Origin of the sequence: Demetria terragena DSM 11295 (assembly GCF_000376825.1) — a bacterium.
Lineage (GTDB): Bacteria > Actinomycetota > Actinomycetes > Actinomycetales > Dermatophilaceae > Demetria > Demetria terragena.
The window spans coordinates 2,135,293-2,153,945 of the sequence record NZ_AQXW01000004.1; the positions used below are offsets into that span (position 1 = coordinate 2,135,293).

The 18,653-nt window shown below is 64.4% G+C and carries 14 protein-coding genes; 11 read left to right on the forward strand and 3 right to left on the reverse strand.

Translation table 11 applies throughout. From position 1 onward, the window contains the following. The first annotated feature begins 101 nt into the window (after window positions 1–101). The 5 genes from F562_RS0114570 to F562_RS19440 all read left to right on the forward strand — a co-directional run bounded on the left by F562_RS0114570 (window position 102) and on the right by F562_RS19440 (window position 4,825). Window positions 102–1,151, forward strand: coding sequence for an ABC transporter substrate-binding protein (locus F562_RS0114570; protein ID WP_018157707.1), 1,050 nt, complete (start codon window positions 102–104; stop codon window positions 1,149–1,151). Window positions 1,152–1,163: 12 nt separating this feature from the next. Then, a complete protein-coding gene (locus tag F562_RS0114575; RefSeq protein ID WP_018157708.1) occupies window positions 1,164–2,207 on the forward strand; it encodes a FecCD family ABC transporter permease in 1,044 nt (347 codons plus the stop codon). Then, the gene (locus tag F562_RS0114580; RefSeq protein ID WP_018157709.1) at window positions 2,207–3,268 is read left to right on the forward strand and encodes a FecCD family ABC transporter permease; all 1,062 of its coding nucleotides are present in this window, start codon (window positions 2,207–2,209) and stop codon (window positions 3,266–3,268) included. The genes F562_RS0114575 and F562_RS0114580 overlap by 1 nt, the downstream gene beginning before the upstream one ends. Then, the gene (locus tag F562_RS0114585) at window positions 3,268–4,137 is read left to right on the forward strand and encodes an ABC transporter ATP-binding protein (protein ID WP_018157710.1); all 870 of its coding nucleotides are present in this window, start codon (window positions 3,268–3,270) and stop codon (window positions 4,135–4,137) included. The genes F562_RS0114580 and F562_RS0114585 overlap by 1 nt, the downstream gene beginning before the upstream one ends. A 100-nt stretch (window positions 4,138–4,237) precedes the next feature. Next, a complete protein-coding gene (locus F562_RS19440; RefSeq protein WP_018157711.1) occupies window positions 4,238–4,825 on the forward strand; it encodes a molybdopterin-binding protein in 588 nt (195 codons plus the stop codon). 19 nt (window positions 4,826–4,844) lie between these two features. Here the strand turns inward: F562_RS19440 and F562_RS19445 are convergent, their stop codons facing one another. Then, window positions 4,845–6,251, reverse strand: coding sequence for a DEAD/DEAH box helicase (locus tag F562_RS19445; protein WP_018157712.1), 1,407 nt, complete (start codon window positions 6,249–6,251; stop codon window positions 4,845–4,847). 189 nt (window positions 6,252–6,440) lie between these two features. Here F562_RS19445 and F562_RS0114600 point away from each other — a divergent pair, with 189 nt between their 5' ends. Then, window positions 6,441–9,713 carry a DEAD/DEAH box helicase gene (locus F562_RS0114600; protein WP_245553661.1) on the forward strand — a complete coding sequence of 1,091 codons (3,273 nt, stop codon included), beginning with the start codon at window positions 6,441–6,443 and terminating at the stop codon, window positions 9,711–9,713. 88 nt (window positions 9,714–9,801) lie between these two features. Here the strand turns inward: F562_RS0114600 and F562_RS0114605 are convergent, their stop codons facing one another. Further along, window positions 9,802–11,037 (reverse strand): aminotransferase family protein, encoded by a 1,236-nt coding sequence (locus F562_RS0114605; RefSeq protein ID WP_018157714.1) that lies wholly within the window; start codon window positions 11,035–11,037, stop codon window positions 9,802–9,804. 27 nt (window positions 11,038–11,064) lie between these two features. Continuing rightward, window positions 11,065–11,811 (reverse strand): PaaX family transcriptional regulator C-terminal domain-containing protein, encoded by a 747-nt coding sequence (locus tag F562_RS0114610; RefSeq protein ID WP_018157715.1) that lies wholly within the window; start codon window positions 11,809–11,811, stop codon window positions 11,065–11,067. A gap of 96 nt (window positions 11,812–11,907) precedes the next feature. Between F562_RS0114610 and F562_RS0114615 the strand changes: the two genes are divergently transcribed. From F562_RS0114615 to F562_RS21320, 5 genes are all read left to right on the forward strand, one after another. Beyond that, window positions 11,908–13,545 carry an acyl-CoA dehydrogenase family protein gene (locus F562_RS0114615; protein WP_018157716.1) on the forward strand — a complete coding sequence of 546 codons (1,638 nt, stop codon included), beginning with the start codon at window positions 11,908–11,910 and terminating at the stop codon, window positions 13,543–13,545. 60 nt (window positions 13,546–13,605) lie between these two features. Continuing rightward, window positions 13,606–14,463 (forward strand): SDR family NAD(P)-dependent oxidoreductase, encoded by an 858-nt coding sequence (locus tag F562_RS0114620; RefSeq protein ID WP_018157717.1) that lies wholly within the window; start codon window positions 13,606–13,608, stop codon window positions 14,461–14,463. Between the two features lie 195 nt (window positions 14,464–14,658). Next, a complete protein-coding gene (locus F562_RS0114625) occupies window positions 14,659–14,850 on the forward strand; it encodes a hypothetical protein (protein ID WP_018157718.1) in 192 nt (63 codons plus the stop codon). A 25-nt stretch (window positions 14,851–14,875) separates the two neighbouring features. Then, window positions 14,876–15,742 (forward strand): transporter substrate-binding domain-containing protein, encoded by an 867-nt coding sequence (locus F562_RS0114630; RefSeq protein ID WP_018157719.1) that lies wholly within the window; start codon window positions 14,876–14,878, stop codon window positions 15,740–15,742. A gap of 5 nt (window positions 15,743–15,747) precedes the next feature. Then, the gene (locus tag F562_RS21320) at window positions 15,748–18,636 is read left to right on the forward strand and encodes a helix-turn-helix transcriptional regulator (RefSeq protein WP_018157720.1); all 2,889 of its coding nucleotides are present in this window, start codon (window positions 15,748–15,750) and stop codon (window positions 18,634–18,636) included. Window positions 18,637–18,653: the final 17 nt, after the last annotated feature.

The following is an 18,653-nucleotide window of genomic DNA, read 5'->3' on the forward strand; positions in this document are numbered from 1 at the left end:
CTTGAGCCGGCCACCTGGAGTCGATTTTTGCTTCCTGTCACCACGCCGCTACAGTGCTCGTGTCAGGCAAGCCTCACCTAATTAATCGAGGACATTCTCCCGTGTACCGTCGCTCATTCCTCACGTTGTTGTCCGCTACCGCGGTGGGCGCCACCCTCGCCTCCTGTTCGACCGGATCGACGGAGGACGACGCCCCGGAAGGGCCGGGTGCCGCCACGTCGGGCGCTGCCAAAGTGGCAGCAGATGCGTTCCCGGTGTCCGTCAAACATGTCTACGGAACCACCACGGTTGAGAGCGAGCCCAAGCGCATCGCGACCATCGGATACACCGACTCGGAGGTTCTCCTGTCTATCGGGGTGGTGCCGATCGGCGCTCCCAAGATCACCTACGGCGGCAACAAGCAGTTCTCCACCGATCACTTTGATGCAGAGTTGAAGAAGGTAGGCGGCAAACAGCCGGCCCGATTCAGCGACGCCGATGGCACCCCCGTGGATGAGATCGTCAAGATGAATCCGGACCTGATCGTGGCCACGAACTCTGGAGTCACTCAAGAGGAGTACGACAAACTCACCAAGATCGCGCCCGTGATCGCCTATCCGGATAAGGCTTACGGCACCCCCTGGCAGACGAGTTTGGCCATGCTTGGCAAGGCCGTGGGTCGTCCGACCGAGGCAGCCAAGGTCAAGACAAGGACCGAGAAGGTCATCAAGGATGGCCTGGCGAAGTACCCCGAGCTCGAGGGCAAAACGGGTGCGTGGGCCACCTTCAACCCCGCCGACACCAGCAAGTTTGGGTTCTACACCAGTTTCGATCTGCGCCCGCGGATGCTCAAGGAGTTCGGCCTTGACGTTCCCCCCGTGGTGCAGAAGGCCTCCGAAAAGACCGACAAGTTCTCTGTCGACATGTCCTCCGAGAAAGCTTCGGATTTTGATGCTGACGTGGTCGTGTTCTACGTCGTCGAGAAGGGCCAGACCAGCAAGCTGCAGAAGCACCCGTTGCTGGGCAAGATCCCGGCCATCAAGTCGGGCGCCTTTGTCGCCTCCGATAACCCGGACATCGACGCCAAGATGTCGGCCGCCTCTCCACTGTCCATCCCGTTGGCCGTCAGGGACTTTATGCCGTTGCTGGCGGCAGCGGCGAAGAAGGCATAGGCCCCGACAGCAGTGACGACCATCTCTCCAGCGCCAGTCGCGGCAGAGGACGCCAACAAGCGTTCCCGTCGCGAATGGTCTTATCCCACGATTCTTGTCGTGGGTCTGATCGCCACCGGGTCAGCAGCGTTGCTGTCGTTGATGATTGGCGTGGTCAACGTATCGCCCGTGGACGCCGTCACCAGTGTCTTCGGATCGACCGGTACGGACGCTGACGCCATCGTCGCCGGTCGCGTCGATCGGACCATCGTGGGCATTCTGATCGGAGCGGCGGTCGCCGTGTCGGGCGCGGTCATGCAGGGTGTCACCCGCAACCCGCTCGCCGACCCCGGAATCCTTGGCGTCAACGCGGGCGCGGCCTTGGCCGTCATCCTCGGCATCTTCTTGCTGGGAGTCGGGTCGCTGCAGGGATATATGTGGTTGTCGCTCCTGGGTGCCTCGATTGCCGCGATCGTGGTCTATGCCATCGCCAGTATCGGACCGAAGTCGGCTGCGCCCATCACGATGGCGTTGGCGGGCGCTGCGATCAGTGCGGCCGCGACAAGCATCATCGGCGGCATCATGGTGACCAACCAGGAGGCCTTCGATACGTTCCGCTTCTGGCAGGTTGGCTCCGTGGCCGGCCGTGAGCCCAGCGCTCTGACGCCCGTCTTGCCACTGTTCGCGCTGGGATTCCTGTTGTCGTTGACTGCTGGTCCGATCCTCAATGCGCTCGCGCTCGGTGATGACATGGCACGCGCACTTGGTCAGCGCGTCATGGTGGGCCGGGCGGTCACCTCGCTGGGTGCGGTCCTCTTGGCCGCGAGCGCGACAGCGGCGGCTGGACCGATCGGGTTCGTTGGACTCGTGATTCCGCATGCCGTACGCCTGGTGGTGGGTCCTGACTATCGAAAGGTCCTGCTGGCCTCAGTGTTCGGAGGGATGGTGCTCATCCTGCTGGCGGACACTGCGGGCCGAGTCCTCACGCCACCCTCGGAGATTTCAGTCGGCATCATGACTGCCCTGATCGGTGCGCCCGTGCTGGTGATGCTGGTCCGTCGAGAGAAGACACGCTGATGGCGGTGATCACTTCAGGACACACTGATATCGACGACGCCATCACGGTGATCCGAACGGTGCGGCGGCGAGTGCATCGGCGCTCAGCCATTGCCCTGGGAAGCCTAGGTTTGTTGCTCTTTGGGTTGTTTGCTGCCCGAGTACTCCTGGGCGACTACACCATCACCATCCCCGACTTTTTCAGCATCCTGTTTGGCAAGGACATCCCGGTGGCGTCCTACATCGTGATGGAGTCCAAGTTGCCGCGGGCCATCGCGGGCACCCTGGCCGGTGTGGCGTTTGGCATCTCGGGCGCTGTCTTCCAGGCGATGCTGCGCAACCCCCTGGCCAGCCCCGACGTCATCGGGGTGACGATGGGTTCAAGTGCGGCCGCAGTCACCGCAGTGGCCTGGTTCGGTCTCGATGGGACGCCGGTCGCAATCGCCGCGACGCTGGGTGGGTTGCTCATCGCCTTCGCCGTCATGTCCCTCTCGGGCAGCCGTGGCACGGCTACCGGAAAGCTGATCCTCGTCGGCATCGGCCTTGCCGCAGCGACGCAATCGCTGATCCAGTGGGTGTTAATCACCAGCGACGTCTTCAAAGCTCAAGATGCCTTGGTGTGGCTCACCGGGACGCTCGGCGTCGTGAGCTGGTCGGAGATCCTCCGCATGACGATCGCCATCGTGCTTCTCGTCCCGATCATCCTTGCCCTGTTGCCGCGACTAAAGGTGCTGGAACTTGGCGACGACGCGTCGCAGGGGCTAGGTGTGCGCGCTTCGCCGACCCGTTTGCTGCTGATGATCCTGGTCGTCTTCGTTATGGCGATCTGTACCTCGGTTGTTGGGCCCATCGCGTTTGTCGCGTTGTTGTCGGGGCCGATTGCGCGTCGTCTCGCGGGTGGTCGTACGGCCGTCCCGCTGGCCGGTCTGGTGGGTGCGTGCATCGTGCTAGCCGCCGATTACATCGGCGCATATGGCGTGGGCGACTCTAACCTTCCGGTGGGTGTGATCACCGGAATCGCGGGCGCTCCCTTCCTGCTCTGGCTGTTGGTCAGCACGCGACGCACGATCAAGGACGGATGATGGCCATCACCAATGAACGCACGACCGAGGCTCGCGCAGGCCGGGTTGCCACGGTCCCCCGACTCGAAGCCGTTGGCGTGTCCCTGGGGTATTCCGACCGCGCTGTCGTCGAGGATCTATCGGTTGTCGTACCCAACGGCAAGGTCACAGCCATCGTCGGGTCCAACGGGTGCGGAAAGTCGACCTTGCTGCGCGGACTATCGCGGTTGCTCAAGCCGTCGAGCGGGCAAGTGCTTCTTGATGGCACGTCGATCCATGAGCGCTCGACCAAAGAGGTCGCGCGGTCCATTGGGTTGCTGCCCCAGTCACCGATCGCCCCGGAGGGCATCACCGTCACCGAGTTGGTGAGCCGTGGACGCCACCCGCACCACGGCATGTTCAAACAGTGGTCGCAGGCAGACGATGAGGCCGTAGCGGCGGCATTGGAGCAGACCCAAACCGTCGAGTTGGCGCATCGTGATGTCGACGCATTGTCTGGTGGTCAGCGGCAACGCGTGTGGATTGCGATGGTTCTGGCGCAGCAGACGGACCTGCTGCTGCTGGATGAGCCGACCAGTTATCTCGACATCGCGCACGCCGTCGAAGTCCTCGACCTGGTGACTGATCTCAACCTTCGCGGTACGACGGTGGTGATGGTGTTGCACGACCTCAATTTGGCGGCACGCTACGCCAATCACGTCATTGCGATGTCCGGCGGAAGCATTGTGCGCGAAGGGGATCCGCGCGAGGTGGTCACCGCAGAGGTGGTCGAGCAGATCTTCGGTGTTCCGTGCCATATCGTCCCGGATCCGGTGTCGGGCAGCCCCATGGTGGTCCCCATCGGACGGCACTATCGAGACGATGGACGGCGTGAGTCAGCATCTGCATAAAGAACAGCCGCACAAAGAACGCATCTGCGGGATAGTCTCGGCTCGTTATCCGCAGGTGCGTTTCGTAGGGGTACGTGCCGTCAGCTGAAAGGCCCGCGCCATGCGCAACCTTCATCGCAGTCCACGCAGCCAATTCGCCCTCGTCGTCGCCGCCTGTGCCTGCGTCGTGGCCGTCGCGCCGGTGGGATGGGCGGCGGCGAGTGGGGATGCCGTGACGAGTTCGACAGCGCCGCTCCGCGCTGAGGTACAGCAATCGTCATCGTCGGCAACCTTCACCGTCCGCGGAAACGTGGCCCGGCCCCGGTTCTACACCGTGGGCCAACTGCGCAAGGCGTTTGCCGCGCAGACCGTGAAGGCGACATACGCCAGTGGCAGCGCCAAGGAAACGCACACGTTCTCGGGGCCGTTGCTCTATGACGTCGCAACGGCTGCCCGCCCGCGGTTCGATGCCACGGTGAAGAACGACGCACTGGCCTTCGCGGTGGCTGTCACTGCCAAGGACGGATACCGAGCCGTCGTGTCATGGGGTGAGCTCGACCCCGGCTTCGGCGCCCAGAAGATCTTGCTCGCCACCCACCAGGACGGCGCGCCACTTGACCGCCCGCGCCTGGTCGTACCCGGCGATGCCAAGGGCGGACGCTACGTCTCAGACGTGCGGAACGTTGCCATCCGCGACCTAGGTCGCTGACCGCAAGGAAACGAGCGGGTCAGGCTGCCGAAGAACCGGCTGAACGGCGACCAGTGCCGCGGCCGTTTCGGCGACCGCGAGGGGCGCCGCCTTGGCCATTTCCTGACGGTTGCGCCGAGCGCGCTCGCCCGTTGCGTGACTGACCGGTGCGATTCTGACCGCCGCCGGGCTTTCGGCCACCGGTACGAGCGGACCCGCCCGAGCCGCCGCGGCTGCGCGACGGCGCCGGGGCGTTGGGTGAGACGTACGCACCGCTGAGCTCGCGCTCTCCCGGAACCACCTCTTGCAGCAGGGGGTGCTGCGGGTTGACCTTGGTCGTCGTCGGCTTGATGCCAGCCTTGCGGGTCAGGTCACGAACGTCGCGCTGCTGCGCGTCGGTCATCAGCGTGATGACGGTGCCGGAGTTTCCAGCGCGAGCCGTGCGACCCGAGCGGTGCAGATATGCCTTGTGCTCGACGGGCGGGTCGGCGTGTACCACCAAGCCGACATCGTCGACGTGAATTCCGCGAGCCGCGATGTCGGTCGCGACCAAGGTCGAAGCCGCTCCGCTGTGGAAGGCCTCCATCGTGCGGGTACGGGCGTTTTGGCTCAGGTTGCCATGCAACTCGACACTCGGCACGCCAGCCGAGTTCAGTTGACGTGCAATGCGCTTCGCGCGGTGCTTGGTGCGTGTGAAGACCACTGTTCGGCCCGGTGCAGAGACCAGGTCAACGAGCACCGGGAGGTGCTGGTCATCGCGCACGTGGAAGACGTGGTGGCTCATGGTGGAAACCGGCGACTGAGCCGAATCGGCCTCGTGTGTCACCGGATTCGTCAAGAACTGCTTCACAAGAGCGTTGACGCCGGAGTCCAGCGTTGCGGAAAAGAGCATGCGCTGGCTGTTCCCCGGTGTGGCTTTAAGGATGCGTCGCACACCGGGCAGGAAGCCCAGGTCTGACATGTGGTCGGCCTCATCAAGGACGGTGACCTCGATGCCGTCGAGGCGTACGTGCCCCTGACCCATGAGGTCTTCCAGGCGTCCCGGGCAGGCGACGAGGACGTCGACTCCCTGACGAATTGCGGTGACCTGCGGGTTCTGACCGACGCCGCCAAAGACAGTGCGCGAGTTCAAACCGACTGCCTGAGCGAGGGGTTGGAGTGCGTCGTTGATCTGATTTGCCAGCTCACGAGTCGGCGCCAGGACGAGCGCTCGCGGCTTCATCGGGGTACGACGGCCACCACTGGAGATCAGTTGGGCGACGATGGGAAGGAGAAAGGCGTACGTCTTTCCCGAACCGGTCCGACCGCGGCCGAGGACGTCGCGTCCTGCGAGCGAGTCCGGCAGCGTGGCTGCCTGGATCGGGGTAGGCGAGGTGATGTCTCGCTCGGCGAGAACAGCGGTTAGGGCCTTGGGCACGCCGAGCGTGCTGAAGGTGTCATGAGACACGTGGGTGAAACTCCCTCTGAGGGATCAGTGATGCAGTCGGTTCTGCCCGGCGCGAATAGTCGCGGCGCATCGGCATCGACAGACGAGAACGGAAGCGGCCCGAGGCAGAACAGTGCGGGCTGCTGTCATCAGCCTACGTGGAACTCAGGACTTCTGACGAATCGCCCTGGGTTGTCGTACGGTCGGGGCGTGCATCGCGGGCAAACAGAGGTGAACGTGCGGCAGGCAAGCTGGGTCCGCCGGGTCAGCGATGCGGGTGTGCAGCGGGTTTGTGGCGTTCTTGCGTTCGAGCGTGGGCTCGGCTATCTCGACGCCGAGCGGGTCCAGTCCATCAGCACCGGTGACCAGGGCCGACTGTTGCTTGCGTCAGTGGGCGGCGGCGGTGGGCGAACCTATTCCACGATGGTGACTGCGCTGGATGCTGACTCCGATGGCGAACCAGCGTGGTCGGGGCGTTGCAGTTGCCCGGTCGGACTGTCATGCAAGCACGTCGCGGCAGTGGTCCTGACGGTCAGAGAGCTACTGGAAGAGGCGAATTCGCCTGGTCAACCCTGGCGGCGCGAACTCGGCCACCTGCTGGCTGCGCCGAGCGCACGAGCACGGTCGGAGTTCGGGGTGCCGGCCGTTGAGCCCATCGCGCTCGCAGTGGGTGTGCATCGTGGTCGTCATGGCGAAATCGTCGAGGTCGATCTTCGTCCCACCAAGCGCAACAAGAATGGCTCCTGGAGCAAGGGCATGGGATGGGGAAAAATTGCCAACGCAACCGCGGGAAGTGACCTCGATCAGGATCACGTGAAGGCGCTACGAGCGTTGCACCGCAGCACTATTCGCCCGGCCTACTGGTCGCAGGGCACCGCACCGGTAACCCTGTCCGACGTGGTCCCTGAGGGCTGGGCCGTGTTGCAGCGAGCCATCGAACGTGGGGTCGAACTCGTGCCCGATCCTGCTCACGTGGCGCCGATGCATGCGCGAGTGTTGCCCGATCCGGTCTGGTGCGGTGTCGCATTGCGCCCGCAGGATGACGGAAGCCTTCAGGTCACCACGACGGTCGGGGAGGCGCCGGAAGGTGTAGAGGCATACCCCTTGGGCAGGCCGCCTGCTGCGGTCGCATGGGTCGACGATGGCGTGCTGGTGATTGCGCCGACCCAGGACGAGCTCGACCCGCTCACCCGCGACCTGCTGAGTGGTCCGCCGGTACACGTTCCGGCGGAGGACGTCGATGAGTTCACGGACACCTACCTGCCTCAACTCGAGCGCGCTACGGCGGTACGCCATCCCAGTGGCCACCACGGTGCCGCTGACGCAGGCGAGGCGATCCGACTACTGCTGAACGTCACCCGCGGCGGACCTGGTGAGGTGCTGGTTCGTCAGCAGATGGCCTACGGGGAAGATCGCCACCCGGTTGGGCTCGGCAACTCCTTCATTGGGCGGCGCCGCGTGCAGGAGCGCGAATTGGTGGAGCGGGTTCAACCCGAGCTTCGTCCGTACGGCCTGGTCGCGATGGTGGGCGGGTTGAGTTGGTGGCCGGTGGAGGAAGTCACGCTGAGTGGAATCGAGGCAGCGAGATTTGTCGGCGCGCTGCCGGATCTTCGTGCCCTGGAGGACCTCATCGTCGAGGCGGCAGCAGACCTTCCGGTTTTTGAGGAAGTGACTGCCGATCCAGTGATCGAAGTAGAGACGCGCGCACCGGGTGATCCCGGCGCGACGGACTGGTTCGACCTGCATGTCTCGGTCACGATCGATGGCGAGCAGGTGCCGTTCGAGCCGCTGTTCCAGGCATTGGTGCGCGGGGAGAAACACCTCATGCTTGAGTCGGGGAGTTTCTTCCGGCTCGATCACCCCAGCCTGGAACGACTGCGTGACCTGATCTCCGAGGCGCGCGACTTGCAGGACACCACGGGCGGCGGGACCAAGGTCAATCGCTTCCAGGTAGGTCTCTGGGAGGAACTGGTCAACCTCGGGGTCGTGACCGAACAAGCCTCTGCCTGGGAAGAATCGGTCGATCGGTTGCGCAGCCTGGACGAGTTCGATCGCCCGGAAGCTCCGAGGGGTTTACGCGCGGTGCTGCGGCCGTATCAGCACGACGGCTACGCGTGGTTGTCGGTGCTGTGGGACGCAGCCCTCGGTGGAGTCCTGGCCGACGACATGGGACTCGGCAAGACCGTTCAGGTTCTGGCGTTGCTCGAACGCGCCCGCGCCGCAGGCGAACTCACCAGTCCAGTGCTGGTCGTCGCGCCGACCTCGATGATCGGCACCTGGCAGTCCGAGGCCGCCAAATTCACCCCTGACCTGCGCGTGGTCCCGGTGACCGAGACCTATACGAAGCGCGGACGTGCATTGGTCGACGAGGTGGGCTCAGCGCACGTGGTCGTGACGACATACACGGTGCTGCGCATCGACGATGAGCAGTTCCAGGGCCTCGACTGGCGCGGCCTCATCTTGGACGAGGCGCAGGCCATTAAGAACCATCAGTCCAAGACCTATCAGGCGGTACGCCGTATTCGAGCCCCCTTCCGGCTCGCTATGTCGGGCACGCCCCTTGAGAACTCCTTGATGGACTTGTGGTCCTTGTTGTCTGTGACGGCGCCGGGCCTCTACCCCAAACCAGAAGACTTCACGGTGCGCTATCGCAAGCCCATCGAGTCCGGTGAGGCTCCCCAACTGCTGGATCAGTTGCGCCGCCGAATCCGCCCGCTCATGCTGCGGCGTACGAAAGACGAAGTGGCCGTTGATCTTCCGGAGAAGCAGATCCAGGTCAGCAACGTCCCGCTTACCCCCGTTCACGCCCGCATTTATGACCAGCACCTCCAGCGGGAGCGGCAACGCGTCCTTGGCCTCCTGGACGACCCGGATACCAACCAGATCGCCATCCTTGCTGCCCTGACACGGCTTCGGCAGATGGCTCTCGACCCAGGTCTTGTCGACGACTCCTATATCGGGACGACCCCGTCGGCCAAGCTGACTGCCCTGGTCGACCACGTGCGTGAGCTGGCGGGCGAAGGCCACCGGGCATTGGTCTTCAGCCAGTTCACTCGATATCTCCAACTCGCCCGTGATGCGCTGACGGCAGCCGGGCTGGAGACGTGTTACCTCGACGGCACCATGTCGGCGAAAGCCCGTTCGGCAGAAGTGGATTCGTTCCGAACGGGTACCGCACCCGCGTTCCTTATCTCCCTCAAGGCGGGCGGCACCGGCCTGACTTTGACCGAGGCGGATTACGTCTTCGTGCTCGACCCATGGTGGAACCCAGCGACCGAAGCACAGGCCATCGACCGTACGCACCGGATCGGCCAAGACAAGCCGGTCATGGTCTACCGGCTCGTGAGCCAAGGCACCATCGAAGACAAGGTCGTCGCGCTGCAGGAGCGCAAACGCGATCTCTTCGACAAAGTCATGAACGACGGTGGAGCGCTCTCCGGCGCGATCACGCCTGAGGACGTGAAGGGCCTCTTCGACCTTTAGCCACCCCGATGCGTCGACTAGCGCCAAATGCAGGGTGTTTGCGCACGATCACCCTGTGTTTGGCGCTAGTCGACGGCAGGTAGATGGGTCAGAGTCGGTCGAGTGCTCGGGTGGTGGCTGCAGCGAGTTCGGCGACCTCGTCATCGGTCATGACAAATGCTGGCGAATACTGAAGCCCACCGGCTCCTACTGCGCGGGTGGCGACGCCGTCTTCGCGCAGGAGTGCAACGGCTCGCGGCGCGAGGGACGCATCGCCAAGCTGTACGGCGGCCACGGCACCGGTGCCAGCGCGTACCTCCGTGACGGCATCGTGCTCAGCGAGCGGCGTCATAGCCGTCTGTAGTGAGGTCTCCAGCCGCGCCGCTTCGTCCATCAAGCCTTCTCGCTCGATGAGGTCAAGGTTGGCGAGGGCAACTGCACAACACATCGCGTGTCCGGAGTAGGTGTAGCCGTGGCGGAACCAGACGCCGGCGTCAGGCTGGAAGAACGGCTCCCACACCTTGGGCGCGACGAAGACGGCGCCCAAGGGTGCGTACCCCGACGTGAGGCCCTTTGCGCTGGTGACCATGTCGGGCTCGAGACCGAATCTGCTTGAAGCAAACCAGGATCCGCCGATCCGGCCATAGCCGGTCACGACCTCGTCGGCCACGAACAGGATGTCGTTCTCGGTGCAGATCTTGCGCACCTCGGCCAGATAGTCGGCCGGTGGCGGGTATACGCCGCCCGCGCCCATCACCGGCTCGGCGTAGAACGCCGCAATGGAGTCTGCTCCGAGCCGTTCGATGGTCGCGCGGAGATCTTCAGCATCATCCCAAGCGACGTGGGCAGTGTCCGGAACGAGTTGTCCATAGCCGTCGCTGTTTGGCGGGAGCCCGCCCAATGCCGTTCCGGCGTAGTGCATTCCGTGGTAGGCCTTGTGCCGGCCGATGATGATGGTACGGCCGGGCTCGCCACGTTCGACCCAGTAGCGGCGGGCGATCTTCGCCGCTGTCTCGACCGAATCAGAACCGCCGGACGTTAAGAAGATCTTTGAACCGGGGACTGGTGCGATGCCGGCGAGGCGCTCGGCCAGAGCATTGGTCGTGTCCGAGGTGTAGTTCCCGAAGGTGCTGTAGTGGGCAATCTTGCGCATTTGGTCCGCTGCCGCGTCGGCCAGTTCAGCGCGCCCGTGCCCGACGTTGGCGAACCAGAGGCCAGCCGTGGCGTCCAGGTAGGCCCGTCCTGACTCGTCGAAGACGCGGGTGCCCTCGCCTCTGGTGATGACGAATTCACCGCCTGCCTCGATCGCGCCCATGTCCGAGAAGGGGTGCCAAAGCGCTCCCATGTGAGGTCCTTCCATCGTCGGGACTTGTCAGTCTACGGAGGGCGGTGGACTGCTTGGCGCGGACGCGAGTAGTTCGCGCCGGTAGTCGGCGTAGGCCCGCCGAATGAGGTCCCCAGGCCAGTGCGGCGGCAGCAGGTCGACCGGAAGGAGGGGGTCGTCGGTGAGATGTCGGACGACCTTGGCTGCGGCGGCTAGTCGGAGGGCGGGGTTCTGGGTGTGCTGGAGGAGATCAAGGAGTTGGTGACCCTGGCGGGCCCACTCGCTCAGGTCCCATAGCGAGCTAGCTAGGGCGCGCGGGTCGTCGTCTGGGACGCCGCGGAACAGTGCGACGCCGGTGTGATGGATCGCGGTTGCTCCGTGGTCCAGGTTGTCTGGCCTGAGCCATACGCCCTCTCGCAGTTCGGCGAAGCGTCGGCTAGTGAGGTCCTTGCGCAGCGCGATCCGTTCGCTTGCTGGGCGTGCCGAAGCAACGACGATGATCGTGCGCCACTGGCCGTCCCAGGGGGTTGATGCGACCTCGACACCTTCGTCTTGGCGTCGTTGTCGGGCAGCGAGGCGTTCGCCTAATGCGTACTGACCGTCAACCCGACGAAGGTCGCCGGCGTTCACGGCTCGGGTGAGCGCGACTCGGAGAGTCGGTGTCGAGATTCCGAACTGCTCTGCGCGGTATGCCAACTCGGCGGCACTCATGCGCCCGGGGTGTGCACCGAGGAGGAGCGACAAAGCGACCGAGCGAGCGGTGAGGGGTTCCAAAGCGATCGTTGGTGCAGGCACAGGGGATAGTTTCGTGCATTACAGGTATTGATTCAAGTGACGAAATAGGTGTAATATTTCGCACACCACAACTGTGCCCGCCAGCGAGGATTCGTCATGACAGCCACCCATGAAGTGTTCAATCAGAGCCGCCCGTTGGTTGGCCACGATGCCTCCGACCACCCCGCATTGCGGGAGGGTCTTGAGCGCGAGGGTGCTGGATGGGCCATTCCCGAGGTCTCCGAACTAGGGGTCTTGGCGGGGTCTGGGCAGGTGCAGGAGTGGGGGCGTCTGGCCGAGCGGGTGCCGCCCAAACTGAACACCCATGACCGCTTTGGCCATCGGGTGGACGAGGTGCAGTACGTCCCGGCTTATCACCAGCTCATGGAGACTGGCGTGAAGCACGGAGTCCACGCGGCACCCTGGGCTGATGATCGACCGGGCGCGCACGTCGCACGGGCAGCCAAGGCCATGCTCTGGTGGGGTGTGGAGCCCGGTCCGGTGTGCCCATTGTCGATGACCTACTCCGTGGTCCCGGCTCTACGAACGAACCCAGACCTCGCCGCCACCTTCGAGCCGTTGCTGACCAATCGTGTCTACGACTTTGGCCTGCGCGACCCCGCTACTAAGCAGGGCCTGATCGCGGGCATGTCGATGACTGAGAAGCAGGGCGGCTCGGACGTACGCGCCAACACCACGTCCGCGATGCCACAGTCAGATGGCACCTACACTCTGGTCGGCCACAAGTGGTTCACCAGCGCGCCGATGTCGGACATGTTCCTCACCCTCGCCCAGGCGCCGGGCGGTCTGTCCTGTTTCCTTGTCCCGCGCGTTTTGCCTGGGGGAGAACGAAACCCGGTCCGGTTCATGAGGTTGAAGGACAAACTGGGCGACCGCTCGAATGCGTCTTCGGAGGTCGAATACGAGGGCGCGATTGGCTGGATCGTGGGTGAAGAAGGCCGGGGGGTTCGCACCATCATCGAGATGGTCAACCAGACCCGCCTGGACTGTGTCATTGGTTCCGCGAGTGGAATGCGGACCACCCTCGTGCTGGCAACCCACCACGCCCGGCACCGATCGGCGTTCGGGAAACTGCTCATTGACCAACCCGCAATGCGCAATGTGCTCGCTGACATCGCGGTGGAGTCTGAGGCCGCGACGGCAGCCATGATGCGCCTCGCAGGAGCCAATGACCGTGCCATCCAGGGTGATTCGCAAGAGGCTGCGGTGCGACGCATCGCCCTCGCGGCCACGAAGTACTACGTGTGCAAGCGGGGCCCGGTGGCGGCTAATGAAGCATTGGAGTGCCTGGGTGGCAACGGTTATGTCGAGGACTTCGACATGGCCCGCTTCTATCGACAGTTACCGCTGCTCTCGATCTGGGAAGGATCAGGCAATGTTGCGGCGCTCGACGTGATTCGGGCGATCGGGCGGGAGCCGGCGTCGTTGGAGGCGTTCATTGGGGAAGCCGAGCTGGCGCTCGGTGTCGATGAGCGCTACGACGCAGCCCTGGACCGGCTGCGCAAGGAACTCACGAGCGCGGATGACATCGAGATGCGCGCCCGCCGGGTCGTGGAGCAGCTCGCCTTGGTATTCCAAGGCTCGCAGCTGCTGCGGCATGCGCCGCATGCGGTGGCCGATGCGTTCTGCGCGTCGCGTCTGGATCGAGATTGGGGTGGCGCCTTGGGGACACTGCCCACCGGCCTCGACTTGGACCCGCTGATCGAGCGCGCAGTGGTCGAGGTGCCCGACTGAGTAGCCTCATGGGTGCCCACATCGCCCCATAACTTACTAGTTAGTAGGTAGGCTGTCCCCATGTCGAAACCCAAGTCATACCAAGGCGCGTACGCCATCGTCACCGGGGGAGCCTCCGGGTTCGGTCAGGCCCTGACGCGTCTCTTGCACGCCGATGGCGCCCACGTGATGGTGGTCGATGTTCACGAGCACGCACCCGAAGGTGCCCTGCCGGCCGGGGTGGACTATCGGCAACTGGACGTCCGCGACCAGGTGGGCTGGGACGACCTGCGCAACCACGTCGAGGCGACGTGGGGGCGACTCGATTTGCTGGTGAGCAACGCCGGGATTGCGGTCGGTGGGCGCATCGACGTCGCCGAGATTGAGGAGTGGGACCGCGCGATCCAGATCAACCTCATGGGCGTGGTGCGGGGAGTGCGCACCTTCGTGCCGATGATGAAGCAACACGGCAGCGGCCACCTCGTGCAGACGGCCTCACTCGCCGGGCTCGTCCACGCGCCCGGTATGGCGACCTACAACACGGTGAAGGCCGGAGTCGTCGCGCTTTCGGAGACGCTGCACTACGAGCTCTCCGCGCACGGCGTCGACGTCAGCGTGGTCTGCCCCTCTTTCTTCCGGACGGGTCTCGCTGATTCTCTCGCGGGCAAGGATGTTGACCTGGAGCATTCGGCCGTCTCACTCATCACGAAGGCCAAGCGGTCAGCCGACCAAGTCGCCGCGAAGGCCTTCTCGGGGATGCAGAAGCGAACCTTCCTGATCCTTCCTGATGAAGAGGCACAGATCGCGTCGCGGGCGAAGCGTTTTGCCCGCCCGGCGTACGACCGCGCCATGCTGCGCGCCGGTCGCGACATGGGCGCGGGCAAGTCAGGGACAAGCGCGCTTGACCGGCTTGGGAAGTTGCGAAACCGCCGGCCCTGAGAGAGTCCTCGCGCCGCCCAGCCGGTGGTGGACGTTGCTCACCCTGGTGGCAAACGCGTCCCCCAAGTACCTCAGAGGGCGTAGGGAGGGGCCTCCTAGGGCGCAAAGATCGGGCAAGTGCCTCATGCGCGCGGCTACCTCAGCCGACGAGTGTTCTGGGTGTCAGCGAAACGCCACATCACTAGGAGACTCGCCATGTTGTTGAACTTCTTCCTCCTCACCCTTCTCGTCGTCCTGCCGACCGCGGCCACCGTTGCGCTCCTGCGCATGGACCGCGATGCGAGCGGCCGCAATGTCAGTCGGCGTGGTGCTGAGTTTGGTACCCCGTTCCGGACACCAGAGTTTCAGCGAATGGAAAACCCGGTCGGATGGTCGACTATGAGGTGACCACTCGTCACGACCAGGAGGACGTATGCGCCGCGTCGCACCCCTTGTAGCCCTTGCCCTGTTCCTTACCGGATGCCAGTCCGAGTCGGACTCTTCAGAAACCGGCTCGGCTGGTTCCCGCTCGGGCAGTTCGACGTCGACCTCTGCGGCCGCCAAACGGTCGTCCGTCGCGACCTCGACGTTGGATGCAGTCCGCAAGGACAAGAAGCTCACGGTATGCACCACGGGCGACTACCGACCATTCACCTATGTTGATCCGAAGAGTAAGAAGCGCACCGGAATTGACGTCGACATGGCCAAGAATCTCGCGGCCTCACTCGGCGCAAAGGTCGAGTGGGTGTCAACGTCCTGGAAGGACTTGATGCCCGACTTCCTGGCGCGGTGCGATATCGCGATGGGCGGGGTATCGATCTCGACGGATCGAGCGCAGCAGGCATACTTCACCGACCCGGTTCTTACCGAGGGCAAGACGCCGATCACGTTGTGCCGCAACGTGTCCAAGTACGACACCATCAAGGAGATCAACAAGCCCGGGGTGCGTTCCATCACCCCGGAAGGTGGCACCAATGAGGAGTTTGCGCGCGAGCACTATGCCAAGGGCAAGATCATCGTGTGGGGCGATAACAACACCATCTTCGACCAGATCATCGCGGGCAAGGCCGACGTCATGACGACTGACGCCAGCGAGACGGTCTGGGTCGCGAAGACCCATCCTGAGCTGTGCGCGGTCCACCCGAAGAAGCCGTTCAACTTCAGTCAAAAGGGCTACCTCCTCCCGCGCGGTGACGATGATTGGCGCGCATACGTCAACACCTGGCTGCGCATCGCGAAGAACGACGGAACCTGGGCCAAAGCGACCCAACCCTGGTTCGGACAGACCCAACTCAGGTAGGCACCGTGGATACTGACTCCGTGACGCCATCGCCGATCGACCGTTCGCCCCTGGTGGGGCGTGCTGTCGAGTTGGGAGACCTGGTGGACCGGGCGACCGGCGGCACCGCATCCGCCGTCTTGCTCGGCGGCGATGCCGGGGTCGGTAAAACGCGGCTGCTCACGGAGCTCATCGCTCGAAGTCGTGAGCAGGGCGTTCGGGTGCTGTCTGGTCACTGCCTCGACCTGGGTGAGTCTGGTTCTCCCTATCTGCCGCTTCGGGAAATGTTCGACCGGCTCCAGCTTGACGAGCCAGAGACCGCGGCCAGCCTGGCAGAGGCCTTCCCCGGGCTGGGGCCGCTCTATCCCGCGGGTCTGGCCGCCCATCAGGTCGACCGAGGCGACTTCCTCGAAGCCCTGCATGATGCGCTCACCTACCTAGGCCATGAACGGCCGCTGCTCGTGGTGGTCGAGGACGCGCACTGGGCGGACCGGTCCAGTCGCGGTCTGTTGACTTTTTTGCTGAGTCGCCGGATTCCTTCGCCCGTCACGATCGTGGTCTCCTATCGGGCCGATGACCTGCACCGGAAGCACCCACTTCGAAGGGACCTCGCGGAGTGGTCACGGCTGCCTGGCGTGACTCGGGTCGTGCTGCCGCCGCTGGCCGACGCCGACATGCGCGGCTTGGTCGTCGGCCTGCGACCAGGGCTCGTCGGGGCCGCCACCGAAGACATCGTGGCGCGGGCCGATGGCAACCCCTTCTTTGCTGAGGAGCTTCTGGCCGCCCACGACCTGGGCAAAGCCGGTCTGCCTGGGGATCTGGCCGACCTGCTCCTCCTGCGGTTGGACTCTCTGGGGGACGCCGCACGAACCGTGGTTCGGGCGGCGTCCGTTGCGGCGCGCAGCGTCACCCATGACGGACTGGGCCACATCACTGACCTATCGGTGACCGAGGTCGATGATGGCTTACGAGCCGCCCTCGACGCCAACGTCTTGATGCCATCTGGCCAGAACTACGTCTTCCGGCACGCCCTTCTCGGGGAGGCGGTCTACGACGACCTGCTACCTGGGGAGCGCGTACGCCTGCATCGCCGCTACGTGGACTCGTTGAGCGACCGCGAATTCCCAGGAGCCGCAGCGTCACTCGCCCATCATGCGCATGCAGCGGGGCTGCGCAAGGTGGCGGCCGAGGCCGCAGTCAGGGCCGGTGATGAGGCGTTGTTGGCAGCCGGTCCGGCGGATGCTGCAGCGCATTTCCAGGCCGCGCTGAATATCTTCGCCGAAGACGACATCGAGCTGGACGGAGGATGTGGCCGGTTCGAGGTGAGCCTGCGGGCCGCGCGCGCGTTCGTCCTGTCCAGTGATCCGCACCGGGCCATTGGACTTCTGGACGAGGTATCGACTGCCGACCTGAGCGCCGAAGACCACGGCCGACTGGCCGTCAGGATTGCTGAAGCCCATCAGGTCACCGACCTCCCCGATTCACTAGTGGGCATGCTGCAGGAGGTGATTGCTCGACAGGATGGGGAGACCGAGCTCACGGCGACGCTGCTGTCCAAGCTGGCGAGGGCGCACCTGGACGACGAAGAATACGACAAGGCCGCCGAGGTCGCCGATGAGGCGGGCCGGGTTGCTCGCGATCTGGATCTGCCGTCGGTGACCGCCGATGCGATGACCACGCTCGGGCGCCTCGATGGCTTTGCGGGCCATCGAGATCGGTCGTTGAGGCGACTGGATGATGTGATCGAAGCGGCGCGTATCGCGGGCGATGTCGAAGCCGAACTCAGAGGCAGGCACCAGCGCCATCGGGTGCTGGCCCGTCTTGGCGACCACCTTGGCGCTCGTGAAGCGGGCGTCGAGGCGGTACATCGCGCGGTCGAGCTCAACGCTGCCAGCACGCCGTTTGCCGTCGATACCCGAACCATGGCAGCGCATTACGCCGTCGTGACGGGCGAGTGGGAAACCGCTGACGCCATGCTTGACCTGAGTGAGTTGCGCCTTCCAGAAAGTTCATTCACGGCCGTCATGACGGCCGTGGGAATGCAGTTGGCGGCAGCGCGTGGTCAGGACGGTGATGTGTTGGCGCGGGTTGCCCGAGTCCGCCCGATGTTGACTCGGGAGATGATGGTCGGTGTGCAGGGTGGCTCGGCGGCCGTGGATGTCTTCGGTCGGCAGGGCAAGGTTGAGGCGATGCTCGACCTCCATGACGAAATCGTGCAGACCATCGGCATGGTGTGGCGGCTCCGCAACTTCGACGCGCGGATTCGACTCAGTGCCATCGTGATTGGGCACCTTGCAACCTCTCGCATCGGCGGCGCCGCGGAGTTTGCGCGGGTCGAGGAACTGGCTCAGGCCGCGGAGACTGTCGCGGGCACTCGAGGTGACGAGCGGTGGTTGGGGCTGGAATCGCGCGCCTGGTTGGCCAGGGCCCGCGCCGAGCGAGCCAGACACGATTGGGGTGGCGTCGGTGCTCCCGATTCCGTGACGGTGGACCTCATGCAGACGGCGGTCGACTGCATGGGTGAGGCAGTTTTTCCCTATGACGAAGCCTGGTCGCGAGTACGCCTCGCGGAGTTGCTACTCGCCCGCGGTGACCATGCGGATGCGAGGGAACAGGCAAGTCTTGCGCGAGCGATCGGATTGCGATTGGGCGCGTCGCCGATCCTTGACGTGGTCGGTCGACGTGGATCTGCCCCGGCAGCGCCGCGCCGCGATGGAAAGGCGGAGCTCACCCCACGCGAACGGGAAGTGTTGGTCTTGGTCGCGCGCGGGAAAACTAACGGGGATATCGCCAAGGAATTGTTCATCAGCACCAAGACCGCGAGTGTGCACGTGTCCAACATCCTCGCCAAACTGGGCGTCAGCACCCGCACCGAGGCCGCAACCATGGCAACTCGAGAAAGACTGTTGGACTAAGCAATTCGCTGGTTTGT

Coding starts and splice junctions, on each gene's coding strand:
- F562_RS0114580 (WP_018157709.1), top strand. CDS start 2,207: ATGGCGGTGATCACTTCAGGACACACTGATATCGACGACGCCATCACG.
- F562_RS0114585 (WP_018157710.1), top strand. CDS start 3,268: ATGGCCATCACCAATGAACGCACGACCGAGGCTCGCGCAGGCCGGGTT.
- F562_RS19440 (WP_018157711.1), top strand. CDS start 4,238: ATGCGCAACCTTCATCGCAGTCCACGCAGCCAATTCGCCCTCGTCGTC.
- F562_RS0114605 (WP_018157714.1), bottom strand. CDS start 11,037: ATGGGAGCGCTTTGGCACCCCTTCTCGGACATGGGCGCGATCGAGGCA.
- F562_RS0114615 (WP_018157716.1), top strand. CDS start 11,908: ATGACAGCCACCCATGAAGTGTTCAATCAGAGCCGCCCGTTGGTTGGC.
- F562_RS0114620 (WP_018157717.1), top strand. CDS start 13,606: ATGTCGAAACCCAAGTCATACCAAGGCGCGTACGCCATCGTCACCGGG.
- F562_RS0114625 (WP_018157718.1), top strand. CDS start 14,659: ATGTTGTTGAACTTCTTCCTCCTCACCCTTCTCGTCGTCCTGCCGACC.
- F562_RS0114630 (WP_018157719.1), top strand. CDS start 14,876: ATGCGCCGCGTCGCACCCCTTGTAGCCCTTGCCCTGTTCCTTACCGGA.